At 53.3% G+C, this 16,614-nt stretch carries 15 protein-coding genes; 8 read left to right on the top strand and 7 right to left on the bottom strand.

Going from position 1 to position 16,614, the window contains the following annotated elements; translation table 11 throughout:
- Positions 1-4: 4 nt before the first annotated feature.
- From PMI17_RS18060 to PMI17_RS18045, 4 genes are read right to left on the bottom strand one after another with little or no spacing between them, the layout of a single operon-like run.
- On the bottom strand, positions 5-946 hold the full coding sequence (locus PMI17_RS18060; RefSeq protein WP_007891231.1) for an ROK family protein: 942 nt from the start codon (positions 944-946) through the stop codon (positions 5-7).
- Complete coding sequence (locus PMI17_RS18055) at positions 943-1,809, bottom strand: ABC transporter permease (RefSeq protein WP_007891230.1); 867 nt, start codon at positions 1,807-1,809, stop codon at positions 943-945. The genes PMI17_RS18060 and PMI17_RS18055 overlap by 4 nt, the downstream gene beginning before the upstream one ends.
- A complete protein-coding gene (locus PMI17_RS18050; RefSeq protein ID WP_007891229.1) occupies positions 1,809-2,729 on the bottom strand; it encodes an ABC transporter permease in 921 nt (306 codons plus the stop codon). Before PMI17_RS18050 ends, PMI17_RS18055 begins: the two co-directional genes overlap by 1 nt.
- 18 nt (positions 2,730-2,747) lie before the next feature.
- Positions 2,748-4,283, bottom strand: coding sequence for an ABC transporter substrate-binding protein (locus PMI17_RS18045; protein ID WP_007891227.1), 1,536 nt, complete (start codon positions 4,281-4,283; stop codon positions 2,748-2,750).
- Between the two features lie 317 nt (positions 4,284-4,600).
- On the opposite strand from PMI17_RS18045, the gene PMI17_RS18040 reads away from it, so the two are divergent.
- The 6 genes from PMI17_RS18040 (at position 4,601) to PMI17_RS18015 (ending at position 11,157) form a co-directional block, all read left to right on the top strand.
- A complete protein-coding gene (locus PMI17_RS18040) occupies positions 4,601-5,734 on the top strand; it encodes an ROK family transcriptional regulator (protein ID WP_007891226.1) in 1,134 nt (377 codons plus the stop codon).
- Positions 5,735-5,745: 11 nt separating this feature from the next.
- Entirely contained in the window at positions 5,746-7,188 is a 1,443-nt protein-coding gene (locus PMI17_RS18035) for a M81 family metallopeptidase (protein ID WP_007891225.1), read from the top strand.
- Positions 7,185-8,987, top strand: coding sequence for an ABC transporter ATP-binding protein (locus PMI17_RS18030; protein ID WP_007891224.1), 1,803 nt, complete (start codon positions 7,185-7,187; stop codon positions 8,985-8,987). The genes PMI17_RS18035 and PMI17_RS18030 overlap by 4 nt, the downstream gene beginning before the upstream one ends.
- Before the next feature lie 35 nt (positions 8,988-9,022).
- A complete protein-coding gene (locus tag PMI17_RS18025) occupies positions 9,023-9,739 on the top strand; it encodes a GNAT family N-acetyltransferase (RefSeq protein ID WP_007891223.1) in 717 nt (238 codons plus the stop codon).
- A 69-nt stretch (positions 9,740-9,808) separates the two neighbouring features.
- The gene (locus PMI17_RS18020) at positions 9,809-10,468 is read left to right on the top strand and encodes an NAD(P)H-binding protein (protein WP_007891222.1); all 660 of its coding nucleotides are present in this window, start codon (positions 9,809-9,811) and stop codon (positions 10,466-10,468) included.
- Positions 10,469-10,590: 122 nt separating this feature from the next.
- Positions 10,591-11,157, top strand: a complete 567-nt coding sequence (locus PMI17_RS18015) for a hypothetical protein (protein WP_007891221.1) — start codon at positions 10,591-10,593, stop codon at positions 11,155-11,157.
- 52 nt (positions 11,158-11,209) lie between these two features.
- On the opposite strand, the gene PMI17_RS18010 is transcribed toward PMI17_RS18015, so the two are convergent.
- The gene (locus PMI17_RS18010; protein WP_007891220.1) at positions 11,210-12,514 is read right to left on the bottom strand and encodes an MFS transporter; all 1,305 of its coding nucleotides are present in this window, start codon (positions 12,512-12,514) and stop codon (positions 11,210-11,212) included.
- Positions 12,515-12,686: 172 nt separating this feature from the next.
- Between PMI17_RS18010 and PMI17_RS24535 the strand changes: the two genes are divergently transcribed.
- Complete coding sequence (locus tag PMI17_RS24535) at positions 12,687-13,367, top strand: hypothetical protein (RefSeq protein ID WP_007891218.1); 681 nt, start codon at positions 12,687-12,689, stop codon at positions 13,365-13,367.
- 381 nt (positions 13,368-13,748) lie between these two features.
- Here the strand turns inward: PMI17_RS24535 and PMI17_RS18000 are convergent, their stop codons facing one another.
- The gene (locus PMI17_RS18000) at positions 13,749-13,961 is read right to left on the bottom strand and encodes a hypothetical protein (RefSeq protein ID WP_007891215.1); all 213 of its coding nucleotides are present in this window, start codon (positions 13,959-13,961) and stop codon (positions 13,749-13,751) included.
- A gap of 379 nt (positions 13,962-14,340) precedes the next feature.
- On the opposite strand from PMI17_RS18000, the gene PMI17_RS17995 reads away from it, so the two are divergent.
- Positions 14,341-14,631 carry a hypothetical protein gene (locus PMI17_RS17995; protein ID WP_007891207.1) on the top strand — a complete coding sequence of 97 codons (291 nt, stop codon included), beginning with the start codon at positions 14,341-14,343 and terminating at the stop codon, positions 14,629-14,631.
- 238 nt (positions 14,632-14,869) lie between these two features.
- Here the strand turns inward: PMI17_RS17995 and PMI17_RS17990 are convergent, their stop codons facing one another.
- Entirely contained in the window at positions 14,870-16,144 is a 1,275-nt protein-coding gene (locus tag PMI17_RS17990; protein ID WP_007891204.1) for a Glu/Leu/Phe/Val dehydrogenase, read from the bottom strand.
- Positions 16,145-16,614: the final 470 nt, after the last annotated feature.

Genomic DNA, 16,614 nt, shown 5'->3' with positions numbered 1-16,614 from the left:
GAATTCAGTATTGGCGACTTTGCCGGGCCAATAGCGCGGCGCCCATCATGCCGCCGTGATGCGCGAACTCGCCGGGGACCACTAAACGCTGTGAGGTGCGGCGTAATACATAGCCCTGCACTACTTCGTCCAATGCTGCGATCAGCGATGTTACGGACGCCAATCCGCCCCCCACCGCCACGCGTGAGGCACCAGTGATATTGATGCTGTAGGCCAGCGGCTGACCGACCAGCTGTAGCCACGCCTTGATGGTTTGCTGTGCCAGCGCATCCTGCTGCTGCCAGCGTGTAATTATCTCAACGCTGCTGGCGGTGCAGTTATGTAATGTCTGATGCAGGTTCTCCAGACCGCGCGCGCCTCCGTAACTGTCGAGGCAGCCCTTTTGTCCGCACGGGCAGCTCAGGCGCGGCAGGCGCACGGTGGTGCCATCAATTTCCACTTCGGTGAGTGTAATCGGCCCGTGTCCCCATTCACCGGTCAAACCATTTTGTCCGGTAATAATGCGGCCATCCGCCACTAATCCGCCGCCCACGCCTGAACCGAGAATGGCGCCAAACACCACTTTATGCCCTTTGCCGGCACCGGCTAACGCTTCGGCCACGGTAAAGCAGTCAGCATCGTTATGCACAATGACCTGGCGGTGCAGCAGCGCGCCTAGTTCATTAGCCAGACTGCGCTGATGAAACGCGGGAATGTTACTGGCAAACATCTCGCCTGACTCTGGCGCCACAATGCCGGCGGTGGAGATCGCCAGCGGGCTATTAGCGGTAAAATGCGCCTGATGTTGGGCAATCATCTGGCTAACCAGCGCGGTGAAATCTTCCCAGCTGGCGGCCGGGATGGGTTGCTGATCGAGCAGGGTTAATTGATCCTGCGCATCCATCGCGCCTAACTTGATAAATGAGCCGCCCAGATCGAGGCAAATTACCGCAGGTTGTTCACTCATAAACGTTTATCCATCACATCACGTAATCCATCACCGAGCACGTTGAAGCCCAGTACGGTAATCAAAATCGCCAATCCGGGAAAGAGTGACACATAGATATTCAGGCCAAGGAAGTTGCGCCCGTCGCTCATCATAGTACCCCACTCTGGCATTGGCGGCTGCACGCCTAAGCCGAGGAAAGAGAGGCTGGCGGCAGAAAGCACCACTGCGCCCGCCGTTAACGTCGACTGAACAATCAGCGGGCCAATTGAGTTGCGCAAAATATAGTGCGTGATGATGCGCGGATAGCGCACGCCAAGCATATGCGCCGCTTCGATGTACTCCATATTCTTCAGGCCGAGTGTCAGGTTGCGGCTCAGGCGCGCATACACCGGAATCGAGAACAGCGAGATGGCGATCAGCATATTGGTGAGTCCTTCGCCCAATACGCTAACAATCAAAATCGCCAGCACAATGCCGGGAAAGGCAAAGATGATATCCATCACCCACATGATGAGGGCATCAATCTTGCGCCCGGCCAATCCGGAGATGATGCCGAGCGGAATGCCGATCACCATGGATATTGCCACGCTGAGGCTCACTTCAAACAGCGTGATGCGCGCACCGTAAATCACGCGTGAAAAAATGTCGCGACCATAATCGTCGGTACCAAACCAGTGTGCGGCCGAAGGCGCTTGTAAGGTATTGAGTAAATCCTGCTCGACCGGATCCCAATGGGTAATCAGCGGAGCCAGCGCGGCGGCGAGGACTACCAGCAGCACCAGCGCGCCGCCAATGGCAATTGACGGATTGGCGATCAGGATTCTGAGCAGGTTTCGGCTGCGCGAACGCGGCGGCAGCGCGGCGCTTTCAATACTGTTCATCAGTCGAACCTTATTTTCGGGTTGAGCAAGCCAATCAAAATTTCGCCCACCAGGTTCATCAACACCACGCCGGTTACGGCAACCAGGGTGACGCCCTGAATCACCGGATAATCGCGGTAACGCACTGAATCCACCAGCAAGCGGCCAATCCCCGGCCAGTTGAACACCGATTCGGTGACCACCGCGCCGCCAATCAGGCTGCCGAAGTTGAGGGCGACAATGGTGACGATGGGGATCAGCGCATTACGCAGCGCGTGCTTCCAGTGAATGCTGCCAGAGGACAATCCCTTGGCTTTGGCGGTGCGAATGTAATCCTGACTCAACACATCCAGCATGCTGGAACGCGTCATGCGGGCAATCATCGCCATCGGCAAGATCGCCAGCGTGACGGTGGGCATGATGTAGTTTTTCCATGAATCAGCGCCCAGCAGCGGCAGCCAGCCCAGCTCTACGGCAAAGTAGTTCATCGCCAGTAGCGCCAGCCAGAAGTTAGCAATCGACGCACCGGCGATGGTCAGCACCATAACGATTTGGTCGGGAATGCGCTGGCGATAAATTGCGCCAGTCATCCCCGCCGGTACGCCAATCGCAATCGCCAGCAGATAAGCCAGCGCCGCCAGCGATAAGGTGAAGGGCAACCGCTCACTGATTTCCGTCATCACCGGACGCTGCGACTGCAGCGACAATCCGAGGTTGCCATGCAGCGCTTCCCCGGCAAACTTGACGTATTGCAGCGGCAAGGGCTGATCCAGCCCCAGCCGCACGCGCATACTGTCCACCGCTTCCTGCGGCGCTTCCGGGCCGGCCATCAGCCGCGCCGGATCGCCCGGCAGCGCACGGATGGCGATAAACACGATGATCGACACGCCGAAGATAATGAGCGGCAGCGAAAGCACCTTTTTTGCGACGTACGCTTTCATTTCACATCAGCCATTGGTTTATTGCTTCACCGCATCGCGCACGACAATTTGTCCGCCCGGCTGCATGATCACACCGCTGATATTTTTACGTGCGGCATAGAGATCGTCCTGATAGAACAGCAGCACCTGCGGCGCTAATCCGCTGATCTGCTTTTGTGCCTGGAAATAGAGATCTTTGCGTTTGGCATCGTCGAGCGTGGAGGCTGCGGTATCGATGAGTTCATCCGTCTGTTTGTCGCTAAAGAAGCCGAGGTTGGCGCCGCCCGGCGCGAAACTGCTGGTGTGATACAGCGGACGCAACTGCAGGTCTGAGCCGTATAAGCCGGAAGACCAGGATGCCAGCACCGCATCGGTCCCCTGCGCGGCTTTCTCTTTGCCATCGGCAAAGGCGGCTTTGGTCCATACGCCGCTCTCCATCTGGCGCACGGTAAGTTTTACGCCAATTTTGCTCCACATGCCCTGTAACACCTGCGCGGTGCGCGCATCCGGCGCCTGTACCGCAATTGAAAGCGCGAAGCCATCGGCGTAGCCCGCCGCTTTCAGCAGATCTTTGGCTTTCTGCACATCGTACGGATAGTCGCGCAGATTCTTGTCGTAGTTTGGATCAACCGGTGCCAGCGCAGAGTTAGCCGGTTGCGCATAGCCAAACATGATGGCTTTAACCAGCGCCTGTTGGTCCGTGGCGAAATTCAACGCCTGGCGCACGCGGACATCGCTGAGCGCTTTGCTCTGGGTATTGAGATCGACCCAGAACACCGCCGCACCCGGCGACTGTTTCAGATTGACGTTGGCATTGTTTTTCAACATGCCAGCAAACTGCGGCGGCACAGGGTTAATAATATCGACCTGCCCCGATTGCAGCGCCATATTCATTACTGAAGGTTCGCTGCTCCACGTCCATTTAATTTCATCCGGACCGGAGGATTTTCCCCAATAGTCGGTATTCTTTTGTTCAAGCACATATTCGCCGGATTTATATTGCACCAATTTATACGGGCCCGTGCCGTCAGCTTTATTGTTAATTGTGCCGTCTTTATCCGCTTTTGGGCTCACCATTAAACCCGGACCAGAGGCTAATACGGTTAAAAATGCCGGGTTAATTTTTTTCAGCTGAAACGTGACAGTCAGATCGTCTTTTTTCTTCACATCCTGAATAAAGGTGCGAATTTTGCCGCTGCCCGCTAAACCGCGCTGCGTATTTAAATGGCGCTGAAAGTTTTCTACTACCGCATCGGCATTAAATGGCGTGCCGTCATGGAATTTAACATTGGGCCGCAGGGTAAATGTCCAGTTGAGTCCGCTCTCATCGGATGTCCACGACAGCGCTAATGCCGGAATGATTTTGCCGTCATCACCGAGACGCGTCAGGCCTTCATACATCGGGTCCAGCACCGTACCGGTAAAGGTCGCGGTTTGGTTGCCTGGATCCATGCTGCGCGGCGGTTCATTTTGCATGATCACCAGCTGACTGGCGAAAACGGAGGCGCTCGCCAGTGACGCCAATAGACAACCGGCCAGCGTCAGTACCTTGAAATGCTTATGTTTGCTTTCCATGAAGGCCCTCAATGAATCATTGAAACGATCGGTGAATGAATGCACGTCATTACCACCACGCACCACCTGTAGCGGCGCAATTTATTGCGCAATAAATTGCGCCGCTACGAAATGTTCGGGCAGCGATACGATATCTACTGCTTTGTTGATAAACATTGCGCTATATAAGCCACAATCCCTAAACAAAAGCCAAGACGTAGGTTCATATAATTTACTTATAATTAGATCTGTATTCAGAAAATTAACTAAATATCGTTGTATTTGTTTTCTGGCCTTATTATTGTCAGCGCATAAGTGTTAACACTGTGAGAACCCGCATGCTCAATCCCCATCAGCAACAAATTTTACGTTTGCTTATTGCCTCGCATGGGATGAGCCGCACCGCGCTGGCGGAAAAGATGAAGTTGAGCAAAGCCGCAATTAGTCCGCTGGTAAAAGAGATGCTGAGCGCCGGACTGCTGGAAGAGAGTGCTGCTGAATCTACTGGGCAGGGTCGTCCATCAATTTTATTAAAAATGCGCGCCGACAGCGCCTATTTTCTCGGTGCTTCGCTGCTCGGTGAGCGCGTGGTTTTAGTGTTGATTGATATGCATGGCCGCACGCTGGCTTCCACCGACATGGCGCTGAATCTTGATCCTCAGCAGCTGGCGGTGACCATTGCAGCTGCGATTCCGGCGCTGATTGCGCAAAAAGCGATTTCGCCGGATCAGCTGATCGGTCTTGGCGTTACCCTCTCCGGCTTTGTCGATGAAAATCAGGCTGTTTGCGTGCAGTCGGCGCTGCTGGGCTGGAAGAACGTGCCGCTCGCCGAGCTGTTGAAACAGCAAACCGGGCTGGATGTTTCGCTGGAGAACGATGCCAAAGCGCTGGCGGTGAGCGAGAAGATATTCGGGGTGGCGAAAAAGGCGCGCAATTTCAGCCTGATTTCCCATGGTGATGGCATTGGCGCGGCGCACTTTTTTCAGGGGCAACTGCATCGCGGGGCGCACGGCGGCGCCGGTGAAATTGCCCACTGCACCATCGAATCAGGCGGGCGTCCCTGCCGCTGCGGCAAACGCGGCTGCCTTGATACGCTGGCGTCGTTAACCGCCATTCGTGAAAGCATGCGCGATAAAGCGCTGGAGAGCGGTTCGATTACCGAGCTGGAGGCGCTGGCGGTGAAAGGCAACAGCGCAGCGATCGCAATTTTACATCAGGCCGGCCATGCGCTGGGCCTGGCGATCGCCAACATAATCCAGATGAATGACCCCGAAATGATTGTGATTGCTCATCAGCCCGATGCGTTTGACGGGCTGCTAAAAACCGTGGTGCTGCAGGCGATTGATAGCCACGTGTTGCCATCGATTATCGGCAAAACGCCGATATCCAGCATGGTCATTGATGAAGAGAGCTGGGCCAGAGCCGCGGCCAGTGTGGCGGCGTATCGTTTTATCATTCACTTACCCGACTAGCGGAGGCTGCTATGCGCATTGCTTTTGGTGGAATTCATACTGAGTGCAGTACTTACAATCCGGTGCTGAATTATGCCGACGACTTCCGCATCGTGCGCGGTGATGACCTGATTACCAACCCCTACTTTGCCTTTCTGCAGGATTATGATGCCGAGTTTCTGCCCACCTTCCACGCGCGCGCCATCGCCGGCGGCCCGGTGGCACGCATCACCTACGAAGATTTTAAGCACGATTTCCTGACGCGCCTGGCCGCACATTTACCGGTGGATGGCGTTTATCTCGCCATGCACGGTGCGGTGTATGTTGAAGGCATGGAAGATGCTGAAGGCGACTGGATCAGCGCCACCCGCGAGTTAGTTGGCGCAGATTGCCCGATTACGGTGAGCTACGATCTGCATGGCAATGTTACCCAGCGTATCATCGACGCCATCGATATGTTCTCCACCTATCGCACTGCGCCGCACATTGATGTGGAAGAGACCATGCGCCGCTCGGTATCGATGCTGGTTAAAAGCCTGCAAAGCGGGGTTAAACCGGGCGTGGTATGGGCGCCGATTCCAGTAGTGTTGCCCGGTGAACGTACCAGCACGGAAGATGAGCCAGCCAAAAGTTTGTATGCACGTTTACCTGCAATTAATGCGCTGGAACACATCTGGGATGCGTCGCTGATGGTTGGCTACGTTTGGGCCGATGAACCACGTGCCACCGCCGCTGCAATCATGACCGGTACCGACGCCGATGTGTTATCTGAGCAGGCGGCCAAACTGGCATTAGCTTACTGGCAGGCGCGCGACGAATTCAGTTTTGGCTGCGTTACCGGCAGCATTGATGAGTGCGTAACCATGGCCATCGCCAGTGAAACCGCACCGGTCATTCTGGCGGATTCTGGTGATAATCCTACCGGCGGCGGCGTGGGCGATCGTGCTGATGTGTTGGCCGAACTGATTCGCCAGCGAGCGCAGGACGTTATCGTGGCAGGAATTACCGATAAACCCGCCACCGATGCGGCGTTTGCCGCTGGCGTGGGCGCCACGCTGCAGCTCAGCGTGGGTGCCTCGCTCGATCCGGCAGGCGGAAAAGTGCAAGGCGAATTCGTGGTGAAGCATCTTAGCGACGATGCCCGTTCGCTGGCAAAACAGGCGCTGCTGCAAATCGACGGCATTACGCTGGTGGTGGCCGATCGTCGCCGTCCCTATCACAACCTGGCGGATTTCGCCCTGCTCGGCCTCGATCCAGCAAGCGCCAAAATCGTGGTGGTGAAATCGGGCTATTTGTCGCCGGAGCTGGCGCCGCTGGCTAATCCTAATTTAATGGCGCTGTCGGAAGGCGTAGTCGATCAGTATGTGGAACGCTTAACGCGTAAGCGCAAATTGCAGCCTGCTTACCCGTTTGATACCGACTTCAGCTTCCTGCCGGTAAGCCACCTGTCAGCGCGTTTTGTGGCAGCGAAATGAACAGCGCCTCAGCAGCAGTCGAACCGGTTCTGCGCATTGAAAATCTGACGGTCGCCTTCCGCGTTGACCATCAATGGCGCGAGGTGGTGAGAAATGTGTCGTTAACCGTCGCGGCGGGCGAAACGCTGGCGATCGTCGGTGAATCGGGATCGGGCAAAAGCGTTACCTCAATGGCGATTATGCGCTTACTCAACATGCGCCACGCGCGCGTAAGCGGCAAGGTTATGCTCAATGGCGTTGATCTGCTGACGCTGAGCGAGTCCGCCATGCGCGATATGCGGGGTAACGCGGTAGCGATGATTTTTCAGGAGCCGATGACCAGCCTGAATCCCTCCTTCACTATCGGCAATCAGATTGCGGAAGCGCTGATCAATCATCGCAAAATCAGTAAACGTGCCGCGCGTGAACAGACGATTCGTCTGCTGGAGAAGGTACGCATCCCGAATGCCGCCAAACGTTTTAATGATTATCCGCACCATTTCTCCGGCGGGATGCGTCAGCGCGTGATGATTGCCATGGCGCTGGCGCTGCGGCCAAAGCTGTTGATTGCGGATGAGCCCACTACCGCGCTCGACGTGACGATTCAGGGGCAGATTCTCGACCTGATTAAAACGTTGCAGGAAGAGGAAGGCACCGCCGTGCTGTTTATCACGCATGATATGGGCGTGGTTGCCGAAGTGTCCGATCGTACATTAGTGATGTATCAAGGCGATGTAGTAGAAACCGGCACCACCGCCGCCATCTTCTCGGCACCCGCCGCCGATTATACCCGCACGCTGATTGCCACCGTGCCGCAGTTAGGTGCGATGCGCGGCATTGATGGCCCGCGTAAGTTCTCCCTTGATGATAAGGCAACGGCATTCGCCGCAGCTGCCGCGACACCGCGCCAGCCGCTGCTATCAGTGAAAAATCTCAGCACCCGCTTCAGCATCCATGAAGGGGTGTTTAGCCGCAAAACCGGCGCGGTGCATGCAGTGGAGAACATCTCATTTGATTTAATGCCGGGTGAAACCTTGTCGCTGGTGGGCGAATCGGGCTGCGGAAAATCGACCACCGGACGATCGTTAACCCGACTTGTCACGCCGGCGGCGGGCGAAGTGGCCTTTGATGGTTACGACGTGCTGAATCTCTCCGCCAATGAACTGCGCACCCTGCGCCGCGCCATGCAGATGATTTTCCAGGATCCGTTCGCCAGCCTTAATCCGCGTATGTCGGTGCTGGAGGCGCTTACCGAACCCTTTCTGCAGCATCGCTTAGGCAACAAAGCCGAGGCGCGCGCAAAAGCGGCGTCACTGATGGAGCGCGTTGGCCTGGCCGCCAGCATGATGAAACGTTATCCGCATGAATTTTCCGGTGGCCAGCGCCAGCGCATCTGCATCGCGCGCGCTTTAATGCTCGATCCTAAAATGATCATCGCCGATGAATCCGTGTCGGCGCTGGATGTCACGGTGAAAGCGCAAATCATCAATCTACTGCTCGACCTGCAACAGAGTCTTGGCTTGTCGTATCTGTTTATTTCACATGATATGGCGGTGGTAGAGCGCATTAGCCATCGCGTCGCGGTGATGCTGCTGGGAGAAATCGTCGAGATTGGCCCGCGTGCGGCTATCTTTGAAAACCCGCAGCATGACTACACGCGCAAACTGTTGTCCTCGGTGCCGGTGCCCGATCCGGCTCGTCGTCATGTGAAACGCCAGATTGACATCAGCGAACTAAAAAGTCCGGTGCGCGCGCTGGGTTTTGTCCCGGAAACGCGCCGCTACCGCGAGGTGAGTGCTGGGCATTGGGTGATGGAGTAAACTCACATTCACTAATCGCATAGTCAGGAGATGATGTGACGCGACTCAATCAATATGGTCAGCCCGTTGGTGTGCCCTTACCCGACTGGCAACCCGCCACTTTTCCTCCCACGGCAGTGCTTACGGGCCGCTTTTGTCAGCTAGCCCCGCTGCAGCGGGTGCACAGCGAGGCGCTGTTTACTGCCTTCTCGCTGGCACCGGACGATCGCGACTGGACCTGGCTGGGCGCTGCCAAACCGCAATCATTAATCGAGATGGAACAGTGGATTTCCAACAAAATGAGCGACAGCGCATTAGTGTGTTATGCGGTGATCGACAATGCACGCCAACAGGCTGTCGGTGCGGTGTGCTTTGCCAATATCGATGTGCAAAACGGGGCAATCGAGATTGGCCATGTCACCTGGTCGCCGCTGATGCAGCGCAACGTATTGGGCAGCGAGGCGTTAACTCTATTACTCAAGCAGGCCTTCGCGCTGGGTTATCGCCGCGTCGCCTGGCGCTGTGACTCGCTGAATCAGGGATCGCGTCGCGCGGCAGAGCGCATGGGATTTACCTTCGAAGGCCGTTTCCGTCAGGCGATGACGCGTAAACAGCGCAATCGTGATACCGATTGGTTATCGATTATTGATGGTGAATGGCCGGTGATTGATCAGGCATTAAGCCGCTGGCTGGCGGCGGAGAATATCGATGAGAGCGGGCGCGAGCGGCAGAAACTGCGCTGTTTTTTTCCAGACCCAACCCGTGTTCCATAAGCCGTCAGTGGCGCTAACCACAATCGCATCCTACACTTGCCAGCTTTCAAACCCACCAGAGAGGCCTATATGTTCAAGGTATTTATCATTGGCGGTGCGGGAAACATTGGTCGCCGCCTTGCTGCCCTGTTGGCTAAAAAGGGCCATGTTGCCCATCCACTGTTCCGTAAAGCCGAACAGGAACAGCCGTTACGTGAGCTGGGCGCCGAGCCGATTAACGGCGATTTAACCGCGCTGGAGGTGACTTCTCTCGCAGCATTGATGGCGGGAAGTGACGTGGTGGTGTTTACCGCCGGGGCCGGCGGCAAAGGCGGCGAAGAGATGACCAACGCTATTGACGGTGAAGGATTAAACACCGCCGTGGCTGCCGCGCAGCAGGCCGGCATTGCGCGCTTTTTGCTGGTCTCGGCGTTTCCGGAAGCCGGCAGAGCGAAGAACCTCTCCGCCACCTTTGAAAACTATATGCGCGTGAAGAAGATGGCAGACGTCGCGCTGGCGGAAAGTAACCTTGATTGGGTGATCCTGCGCCCCGGCACGCTGACGGATGAGAAAGGCAGCGGCCTGGTGCGCACCGGGCTGGCGATCCCTTATGGCGCTATCTCGCGCGATGACGTCGCGGCTACGCTGGCAGAACTGGTCGAGCAGCCGGGCGTTAGCCGCATCATCATCGAGCTGACAGGTGGAGAGGTCCCGGTGCAGGAAGCGATCAAACAAATGGTAAACCGCTAAACCCTATTGCACCTCATTATTCGGCTGGCGGGATCGGCCGAATAGCTTTTCGTTTTACCATCAACTTTACCGACGATGTGCCGATAACAGCTGCGGTTATTTTATAAGGGAAGGAATACCGCATGCTGTTATCAATTCAATCATTGTCACGCCTGGTGGCCTTTATTCCGGCTAGCCTACTTACAGGCTGCTCCGCGCTGTTACCGCTCGACTACAAAGATTATTCAGGTGCTGATGCTGCAACCTTGGTGGTGCAGGAATATAAAGGCCATGTCGGCACACTTTATGTCGCTTTCTATGAAAAGAAAGGCGATTGTTATGACCGCGTTGAACGTTACGAATTAGACTCCAGCGTGCTGGGCGCCGATGGCAGCGTCATCACCCGTAAAGTCCCGCCAAACAGATTGGTTGCTTTTCAGCAGCTGACCGGCGGCGGACCCAATGCCGTGGTCGCCGGACAGTACCTCTATAACCCATCTGGCTATGTGATAACCCAGTGGGTTTCGTTGATTCCAAAACCGGGTAAGCGCTATTTCCTCGCCCCACGCTACGGTGCGCGCGAAATTCCAGAGTCGTACACCATTACGGCTAAGACCAATCCCGCGAATGTGTTTACCGAATTCCAAACGGTGCCGGAACCGAGCTGGGATGTGAATAAACGTTGTACTCACCTTGTTGGCGGCAGTTAATTGTTTTCGCAGGGCGCAGCGTAAAGGCGCCCTTTTACATCAGACTTCACTGTTATTCATCCAGCGATCGCAAATGATCTCTCTTATTTAGCGTCATCAGTGCTGGAATACTGATCGCGGCGGTCACCATAATGTACCAGGCCGGAATATCCAGATTACCCGTTTGTTTAATCAGCGAGGTGATGATCAGTCCCGCACAGCCGGAGAAAATCGCATTGGATAATGAATAGGCCAGTCCAAGTCCGGTGTAGCGCACGCGCGTTGGGAACATTTCCGCCAACATCGCCGGGCCCGGTCCGGCCAGCAATCCGACAATTCCACCCGCGACAAACACCACCATCGCTTTAATCAGCAGCGTCGAAGATTCGGCCTGTAATACTTTCAATAACGGAAGCGCCAGCACCAGTAATAAGCATGCGGCGATCACCATTACGCTGCGCCGACCGATTTTGTCGCTGAGGATCCCCGCCGGAATAATGGTCGCCGCAAAGCCAAGATTCGAGATCACCGCAATCAGTAGCGCCTGATTAAAACCGGTGTGCAGCGATGATTGCAAATAGGTAGGCATAATCACCAGATAGGTATAGCCCGCCGCCGACCACACCATCACGCGGCTAATTGCCAGCAAGATAGTTTTTAACGTTGCTCCCACGCTGGCGCTAACCGGTTGAGGTTGACGCTGTTGTTTGGCCTGTTGCTGACGCACAAAGCTCGGCGTCTCTTCCATGCTATAGCGCAACCACAGCGCTACTGCACCCATCGGCAAGGCGAGGAAGAACGGAATACGCCAGCCCCAGCTGTGCATCTCATCCGCCGTCAATAGCGCAGAGAGCAGTGCCACAATGCCTGCCCCCGCCAGCAGGCCTAATGCCACGGTGAAAGATTGCCAGGCGCCGTAGCGTCCGCGCTCTCCTTTAGGCGCGAATTCCGTCATCAGGGAAACCGCGCCGCCGTATTCTCCACCGGCGAACAGGCCCTGCAGAATACGCAGCCCGGTAATGATCAGCGGTGCCGCCACGCCAATGCTGGCATAGACAGGAATGAGACCAATGGCTGTCGTCACCAATGTCATCATGATCAAGACGAAAATCAGCGTAGGCTTGCGCCCAAGGCGGTCGCCCATGCGGCCAAAAAATATCGCCCCCAACGGCCTGAAAAAGAAGGCCACCGCAAAGGAAGCATAGGTCAGGATAAGACCGGTCAGCTCCGCTTCGCCCTGCAGACGAAAGAAGTTTTGCGCGATCACCGTGGCGAGAAAGCCGTAAACGGCAAACTCATACCACTCAATGAAATTACCCACAGAACCGGCGATCAACGCGCGCTTCTGGGCATCAGATGTAGTGTGGGGCTTCGGCATGCGGCAGTCTCTTGTGAGAAAGTGAGGGATTAAAATAGATAATCGTTACAGCACCAATAGATTCAAAGCATTTCTGTTTAGACAGGATCAAACTCCATTACCTGTGATAAATGCGTAGGGCAGAGATAATTCAACTGCAAAATCTTAGGGTGTAAAAAAGTCAGCCGCTAAAATGCAGGCATCCTGTTTTAACAAACAAACGGGAAGATTTTTATTCTGGAATGAAGGGTATAGCACATTAGTGAGATTTATTTTAATACCCGCAATAAAATGGAGGTTTTATGATAATCGTCAGAACAGGGAAAGTTTTAGGAGCACGGAATGGCATCTTCAAGGGGAAAATGGAACCGATGGTACGGCGATGCCCCTTATGGAGATGACCCTATCGATCAACGAGCTATCCGTGAAGGCATTGAATATGCGCGTCAACTCGGTTACTAAATGGCTGCATTGCGCCATTACAGTTGGCCTATTGATAGGTGTCATCAGCTTGCTATGGCTAAATACACAAAGTGATAATCGCGCCAACGATACATTACAAAATAGCCATCGAATCAGTGACCACTTATGGCTCTATACGACGATGAACGACAGCGGCAGCGCGACAGTGTCCACCCTTTATCGCTACTACCTTTCGGATCATTTACTCGGCACCAATCAGCATTTGCTAATGGAATTAAAAAAACAGATTCCATTTATGGAAGGTTACGGCAGTATTTCGTCTATTACACAAGACGCGAAAGATAGCGTACGCGTAGTTTATAGTGGCAATATTTTATCTCTGGATAATGAAACAAGCTACAGCGTAGACGGTCATCCGTTAACCATCAAACTCTCCTATCAGATAAACTGATATAAGTGACATTTTTAACGAACCCTGGGAAATAATATACATAATTCAGGGTTCACTTGATGAAGTGGATAAAATTTCTTTAGGGTATTAGCTGGCTGCCCAATATACCCTCATGTTACAACACGTTAATAACAAATAAGGCTTGTATATCCTCCTTCCCGCATCTGAACCTGCTTGAGCAAGGGCGATCCCAGCCGTGGCTGCTGAAGAACGCGCAGTAACAGCCTACCGATTTACGCGGTGTGGTTGAAAACCGCCGCGATGCCCCAGCGGCTTCGCTGTGCGATTGATGCGCTTAAAGAGGCCTTTGCGCAGCAACCGCTTTAGGGGCAGTTGTGTTATCCACCGTTTGTGGCATGTTTCGGCTGAGTAAGCTTGACCTCACTCTTTCATACACAACAGACAAAGCGCGGCCCGGTGCTCACCGTGATGGGTATAAAAATACTGCCAGGCGTGTTCAGACGAATAAAAGGATCCCATAAACACACGATTGTTGTAGGCAGGGCTCAAACGGCAGCCATCACGATGAAGATAGCAGCAGCCATCAGCATCTTCCCGACTAAACACGTAGAAATCTGTTACGGTTAATTTCATCTGCTACTCCACATGAGGCATAAGATAAATAGGATTAACACCACTCTTAAAAATCGCCCTTTGCGGAAGCTGTCTTGCACGCTTTTTTAGCAACCAAATCAGAATGAGCCATAAATTAATTATAGCCCTATGAAGTCCGCCACCTCTAATTAAATAGCAACCTAAATAAGCCGAACGGAATAAACGCCAGGTTAATTAATTTAATATCATATGAATGAATATCGCTGCGCTTAATAGTACCAGTCATTACTAAAAATAATAACCTGCACCCTTCGCTTATAGCTCAATGCTCGTTAGGATTTATCTTAAACTGGAAATAAAATTTTCGGACGAATTAAAATTAAGTAAACTTAAATTTTATTTAGCCGGAGATGACATTATGCTCAGTTACACTATTCGCATCGAACTGAAAGATCCCACTGCAGGCACGCAAATTGAACTGCTGTATGCCATGCTGGAACATGGATTTTCGCGTAGCCTGGTCTGTGAGAAAGGTTATGCTTACGTTTTACCCACCAATGAATATGTTTATGTAGGTAGTGAAAATATAAGGAGTTTAACCGATAGGATCGTTACGTTAGTGAGTGAGTTTAGCGAGGAGCCCTTGGTGATGGTTACCCAGTCGGCGGCGCGCTGCTGGTCAGGCCTGCGTGGGGTAAATCTGGCATGAACGACAGGATAAACGTCCTCTCGCAGCGGCGATGACGTTTTATCAATGCACTTAGCTTTTCTTACATTAATCAAATAAATGCACTGGGTTTAATTCCAAAAAAACAATTAAAGCGAAGCGTAATATTACGACGCTAGACTGAGTGTGTTTTTACGATGAAGCAGGTTATTTGAGGAAATTTAAAACCGGAAATGGTATCACTCCCGGTTTTGCACAGCAGCGTTAACAACAAAGTAAATTAGCCAGGATAAATACCGCGATCTTTACGTGCCAGTAGAATACGTTCGCAGGCAACAATATAAGCGGCGGTGCGCAGTGAACAGCGTTTTTCTGCCGCCTTATCCCAAACGTGAATCATCGCTTCGGTCATGATGCGATCCATACGCTTATTAATTTCGTCTTCGCTCCAGAAGAAACTCGCCATATCCTGCACCCACTCGAAGTAACTGACCGTTACCCCGCCGGCATTACAGATCACGTCCGGAACCACCTGCACGCCACGGTTGGCCAGCACATCATCGGCATCCGGGTAAGTTGGGCCGTTCGCGCCTTCAAGTACCAGTTTTGCACTGATAATTTCCGCACGCTCACGCGTAATCTGCCCTTCAAGCGCCGCCGGGATCAGAATATCCATCGCCGTGGTCCAGAATTGCTCTTTCTCGATTTCACGCGCACCGGGGAAACCGGCGATCTGCTTGTGCTCAATCTGCCACGCACTCAGCGCATTCAAATCGATCCCGTCCTCGTTGAACAAGGTAGCGGTGTGATCCTGAATCACCACCACGCGCGCCCCGGCTTCGGCAAACAGACGGGCTGCTTCGCTACCTACGTTACCAAAGCCCTGCAGCGCCACGCGCGCACCTTCAATGGTGATGTTAGAGCGTTGCGCCACTTCACGTCCGGTGATAAATACGCCGCGGCCAGTGGCTTTTTCGCGGCCTAACGAGCCACCAAGATGGATCGGTTTGCCGGTCACCACGCCCGTAATGGTGGTGCCATGGTTCATCGAGTACGTGTCCATCATCCAGGCCATGACTTTGCCGTTGGTACCGACATCTGGCGCTGGAATATCTTTCTGTGGCCCAATAATCAGACCGATTTCACTGGTGTAGCGGCGAGTTAATCGCTCCAGCTCACCTTCTGATAACGCATGAGGATCAACGCGGATGCCCCCTTTTGCCCCGCCATATGGCAGGTTGACCGCCGCACATTTGATGGTCATCCAGGCAGAGAGCGCCATCACTTCGTTCAGGTCTACCGCTGGATGGTAACGCACGCCGCCTTTGCCTGGCCCGCGCGATAAGTTGTGCTGCACGCGATAGCCTTCAAAGTGGCGGATGGAGCCGTCATCCATCTGTACCGGGATGTCGACAATCAGTGCTCTTTTGGGATGACGCAGCGTTTCAATCCAGCGAGACAATTCACCGAGGTAAGGCGCAACGCGGTCAATTTGGCTCAGGTAGGTAGTCCAGGGAGATGTACTGCTTTCAGACGCGTAAGATAACTTTTCCATGAGAAGCCTGTTTATTCAGAGTTATTTATATTGAAAAGACGTGGAAAGGTAATGCATTGCACTAGGCAGGCTTTAATTTAGCACTTTTAAAAAAACAGAATCACGACGAAAAAAGAAATCATTAATTTTTTCCATGCCAAACCGTGTTGGTGAATGAATAAATAAGCATTGAAACGCCCCCTTAATGCGTGCATTTTTATGCATAAAATATTCACTAAACTGCATAATATTGGATTTTTTTCCTATTTTTCAGTTCTTTGATGGTCATCAAAAAGTGAATAAAGTGTTATTTTATCGCATTGACTTTGTTAACTCAGGCAACCACGATGAGTGAAACTCAGCGGGAAATATCGATCATGATTTAGGCTTTTATTAGTTTTGTTTTTCTTTCAACTATTTAAACGTGCCTGTTTCACTGCGCTTAACAGATTCGTTTAGCTATGCCTTTGCGGAAAGAATAAAACCCTAAC

The sequence above is a fragment of the Pantoea sp. GM01 genome (assembly GCF_000282675.1).
Classification (GTDB): domain Bacteria; phylum Pseudomonadota; class Gammaproteobacteria; order Enterobacterales; family Enterobacteriaceae; genus Pantoea; species Pantoea nemavictus.
This window is presented reverse-complemented; position numbering and strand designations above follow the sequence as displayed.

Coding starts and splice junctions, on each gene's coding strand:
- PMI17_RS18060 (WP_007891231.1), bottom strand. CDS start 946: ATGAGTGAACAACCTGCGGTAATTTGCCTCGATCTGGGCGGCTCATTT.
- PMI17_RS18055 (WP_007891230.1), bottom strand. CDS start 1,809: ATGAACAGTATTGAAAGCGCCGCGCTGCCGCCGCGTTCGCGCAGCCGA.
- PMI17_RS18050 (WP_007891229.1), bottom strand. CDS start 2,729: ATGAAAGCGTACGTCGCAAAAAAGGTGCTTTCGCTGCCGCTCATTATC.
- PMI17_RS18045 (WP_007891227.1), bottom strand. CDS start 4,283: ATGGAAAGCAAACATAAGCATTTCAAGGTACTGACGCTGGCCGGTTGT.
- PMI17_RS18040 (WP_007891226.1), top strand. CDS start 4,601: ATGCTCAATCCCCATCAGCAACAAATTTTACGTTTGCTTATTGCCTCG.
- PMI17_RS18035 (WP_007891225.1), top strand. CDS start 5,746: ATGCGCATTGCTTTTGGTGGAATTCATACTGAGTGCAGTACTTACAAT.
- PMI17_RS18030 (WP_007891224.1), top strand. CDS start 7,185: ATGAACAGCGCCTCAGCAGCAGTCGAACCGGTTCTGCGCATTGAAAAT.
- PMI17_RS18020 (WP_007891222.1), top strand. CDS start 9,809: ATGTTCAAGGTATTTATCATTGGCGGTGCGGGAAACATTGGTCGCCGC.
- PMI17_RS18015 (WP_007891221.1), top strand. CDS start 10,591: ATGCTGTTATCAATTCAATCATTGTCACGCCTGGTGGCCTTTATTCCG.
- PMI17_RS18010 (WP_007891220.1), bottom strand. CDS start 12,514: ATGCCGAAGCCCCACACTACATCTGATGCCCAGAAGCGCGCGTTGATC.
- PMI17_RS24535 (WP_007891218.1), top strand. CDS start 12,687: ATGCAGGCATCCTGTTTTAACAAACAAACGGGAAGATTTTTATTCTGG.
- PMI17_RS18000 (WP_007891215.1), bottom strand. CDS start 13,961: ATGAAATTAACCGTAACAGATTTCTACGTGTTTAGTCGGGAAGATGCT.
- PMI17_RS17995 (WP_007891207.1), top strand. CDS start 14,341: ATGCTCAGTTACACTATTCGCATCGAACTGAAAGATCCCACTGCAGGC.
- PMI17_RS17990 (WP_007891204.1), bottom strand. CDS start 16,144: ATGGAAAAGTTATCTTACGCGTCTGAAAGCAGTACATCTCCCTGGACT.